General features: G+C 31.5%; 4 protein-coding genes. 2 read left to right on the top strand and 2 right to left on the bottom strand.

Translation table 11 applies throughout. The features are described from left to right. Both P8H68_RS12160 and P8H68_RS12155 read right to left on the bottom strand, forming a co-directional pair. A partial coding sequence (locus P8H68_RS12160; protein WP_300325546.1) for a tRNA guanosine(34) transglycosylase Tgt occupies positions 1 to 551 on the bottom strand: 551 nt, incomplete at its 3' end. Positions 552 to 653: 102 nt separating this feature from the next. After that, positions 654 to 1,892, bottom strand: a complete 1,239-nt coding sequence (locus P8H68_RS12155) for a hypothetical protein (protein ID WP_300325544.1) — start codon at positions 1,890 to 1,892, stop codon at positions 654 to 656. 316 nt (positions 1,893 to 2,208) lie between these two features. Here P8H68_RS12155 and P8H68_RS12150 point away from each other — a divergent pair, with 316 nt between their 5' ends. Together P8H68_RS12150 and P8H68_RS12145 are read left to right on the top strand one after the other, a co-directional pair. After that, positions 2,209 to 2,916 (top strand): LytTR family DNA-binding domain-containing protein, encoded by a 708-nt coding sequence (locus P8H68_RS12150; RefSeq protein WP_300325541.1) that lies wholly within the window; start codon positions 2,209 to 2,211, stop codon positions 2,914 to 2,916. Positions 2,917 to 3,032: 116 nt separating this feature from the next. Further along, positions 3,033 to 3,596: a CopD family protein gene (locus P8H68_RS12145; protein ID WP_300325538.1), complete on the top strand. Its 564-nt coding sequence runs from the start codon at positions 3,033 to 3,035 to the stop codon at positions 3,594 to 3,596. Positions 3,597 to 3,647 lie beyond the last annotated feature (51 nt).

The raw sequence follows: 3,647 nt of genomic DNA, 5'->3' as shown, positions 1-3,647 counted from the left end.
CCATACTTAAATGGCAGTTTTTCTAAATGCGTCATACATCTATTCAACCAACGATGCGTCATATGCATCGATCTCTTAGCGTATTTATAATCACATGGATACGGTGTACACTCATCAAAAGCCATGATAATATCAGCTCCGATAGTACGTTGGGTTTCCATTACATTTTCCGGAGAAAAGAAGTGATAAGATCCATCAATATGACTCTTAAACTTTACACCTTCTTCTTTGATCTTTCTTCTTCCAGATAAAGAATATACTTGGTAGCCTCCACTATCTGTTAAAAGTGGACGATCCCAGTTCATGAACTTATGAATACCACCTGCTTTTTCAAGAATATCCATTTTTGGACGTAAATACAAGTGATAGGTATTCGCTAGAATAATATCCGGATTTACTTCTTCTTTCAATTCTTTTTGATGAACTCCCTTAACGGTTCCCATAGTTCCTACAGGCATAAAGATTGGAGTTTCTATATCACCATGATCAGTGGTCATTACCCCTGCTCTGGCTTTACTTTGTGGATCTTTCGATTTTATTTCAAACTTCATAAGCGACAAAGATACTCAGAAACATATGAAAACTAAAAGTTAATTTTTTAAAAATTAAAGTATTCAAACACACCTTTTACATATCGATGCAAAGCTCTTTTTTTAAAAATAAAACATCAAACCAAAACTAATTCTCATAGCATCTCTTGCTTTATTTATATCCAGTTGATTTCCATTTGCCTCTCCATTCATAATCAATCTTTTTGCACCATAATCTAATTCCAATCCATAAGTCATTCTGTTATAATGATCATACATAATATTTACAATTCCGTAGTAATGCACATGATCGATATCTCCATTCAAAACAACCGACTGTGGGTCTGTGGAATCAGATATCAAAAACCTTGAAACATCATTTGTATAAAACCTAGTATAACCTCCCACCAAATTGGTATGCAATTTTTTGGTCCAGAAATACTCATAAGCCATCCAGCCTCCGTAAGAAGGAGTAGCATCTAATTCATTGTTAACTGTTGGAAATCCATCATATCCAAATCCTGCAATACTTGTTATATAAGAAGTAATCCCCTTTCCTGCAGTTCCTTGAAACTGAAAACTATTTTTCCCTTTTAACAAGCGACCTGAAAAAGAAAGACCATACCCCAAAAATGAACTTTTCGCACCATCGTATTCATAATTGATATTCCTAAACATTGTGGACATTCTTAAATGTCCCCATTTTTTTTCATGTTTCACACCCAAAATAACATCGGGAGTTGTTTGATTCGCGTTCCCTATTAAAGGTTCAATTTCATCATATTTATTATAATCTGTAATCGGTGCATCCAAAGCAATTATATAACGCCAATCAGGATCATTCCCAATTTTATTAAAATATTTTATATGCGGACTTCGTACCCAAACTCCAGAAGGAGGTCCTTCCCATTCTAAAATATTGGGCCATAAGGCTTCATCACCAAAAGATGCCCATCCCTGTCCAATTTGCCAATGATCAAATTCTACATAGGCTTTTCTCAAACGCATGGTTCCATTTCCACCCCAAAAATCAAACTCTACAATTGCGTAAATACTTTCCCCTTCTTTGGTCATTATTGTTGACTCAAATTTAAGTTGGGTCTGGTACATATCCATCTTAAAACTACTGGAGTCATCCGTACCAAAAACATTAATTTTTCCAATATTAAAAGTCTCACTGTCTTGCAACCCTCCAAAAACATCAAAATATCCGTTCAACTTGATATTTGCCCCAAAACTACTTTTATAATGTGGTTGACCGTTAATTGAATCTTTAGAACTCACTGTTAAAAGACGTTCTTGAGAATAACCTTTAAAGCAAATCGACACAACGATCCCCACAAGTAAAAAATAAATTTTCATAGAATTTAAATTTGATAACAGGCTAAATTTAAACAAAAAATGATATTTATTTTCAATCAATAAAAACCTTTTTAAACAAAACCTACTTTTAAAATAATTATTAAATCAATCTTATCGTTCCCAAATTTATTATTTCAAGTATTTTTTTGTTCTTTTACAAGAAAGAATGGAAAAAAAATTCAAATTTTATTTGAATAAAAGTTAAAATAAGTATCTTAGATTTTATAAGTAACCTAACCAAATACCTTTTTAAAGACATTATATAAACAAAAGGTCATTAAAATAGTTTTCAGCTGACTATTAAAAAGAATAATTTATGAAAAAGTGTATCTTAATTGATGACGATGCTACCGCAAGATTAATTACCCAACAAATGATTTCTAAAGTTGACAATTTAGAAGTTGTTGGAGATTTTGAAAATGCTATCGATGCCATTAAATTTTTGAATGACCAAAGTGTTGATTTAATTTTTCTCGACATCCACATGCCCACTTTTTCTGGTTTTGACTTTATAAAAACACTGAAATCCCCCCCAAGTATTGTATTGGTTACTTCGGATAGAAATTTTGCTTTAGATGCATTTGAATATAACTGCGTAGTAGATTACTTGGTAAAACCATTGACATTTGAAAGATTTCAAAAATCTATGGATAAAATTCCCCAAATAGCGGCCCCAAGTAGTACGAAAACTGAAGAAAATCAAGAAACTACAGAGGACAAGCTGTACGTTAACATAGATCGCAGACTGGTAAAAATACATATACCGGATATCTATTTAATTGAAGCAAAGGGAGATTATATCAACATTAAGACAGAGGGTAAAAATTATATTGTACACTCTACTTTAAAGAAAATAGAAAATAAACTACCTTCTCAAACTTTTATCAAGGTACACCGTTCCTATATTATAAATTTCAATAAAATTATTGATATTGAAGATAATAGTGTTTTGATAAAACAAGACATTATTCCAGTGAGTAGATCCAATCGAGGTGAACTTATGAGAAGGTTAAATTTACTTTGATAAAAAATAAAAGACTTTTACTTTTTTAAATCTAAAAAAAAAAAAAATCCTCCCTTAAAATACTTGTTTCACTACTTTAAACAATATATTTGTCACATTGTTTTAACTGATATCACATGGAGTATTACTATATAAAAGCCTTGCATATTATTTTTATTGTTACCTGGTTTGCTGGGTTGTTTTATATTGTTCGTTTGTTTATTTATCATGTAGAAGCAGACAGCAAACAACAACCTGACAAAGGTATTTTACAAAGACAATATAAAATTATGAGCAAAAGGCTTTGGTACATTATTACATGGCCATCTGCAGTACTCGCTAGTTTTTTTGCTTTTTGGCTCCTATATGAAAATCCTTCTCTTTTAAAGCAGCAATGGATGTGGATCAAATTATCATTTGTTGGATTATTATATTTCTACCAATGGGGTTGTCATGTTATATACAAACAATTACAAAATGATATTATTAAATATAGTTCTGCGAAATTGAGATTGTGGAACGAGGTTGCTACGGTTGTTCTCTTTGCAGTGATTTTTCTTGTAGAATTACAAAACAATATTGATTGGATATGGGGAGTTGTGGGTATTTTTTCTTTTGGAATTATTCTTATGTTACTGGTAAAACTTTATAAAAAATCTCGTAAAAAAAGAAGTTGGGACCCCGATGATTCTTTAGAGTAAATCAATTATTTCTCCTCTACCATCAGAAGAGTTACTTCCAATAACATAATG

Source organism: Flavicella sp. (genome assembly GCF_029238425.1).
Classification (GTDB): Bacteria; Bacteroidota; Bacteroidia; order Flavobacteriales; family Flavobacteriaceae; genus Flavicella.
Note: the sequence above shows the minus strand (reverse complement) of the source record. Positions and strands in the feature narration are given on the sequence as shown.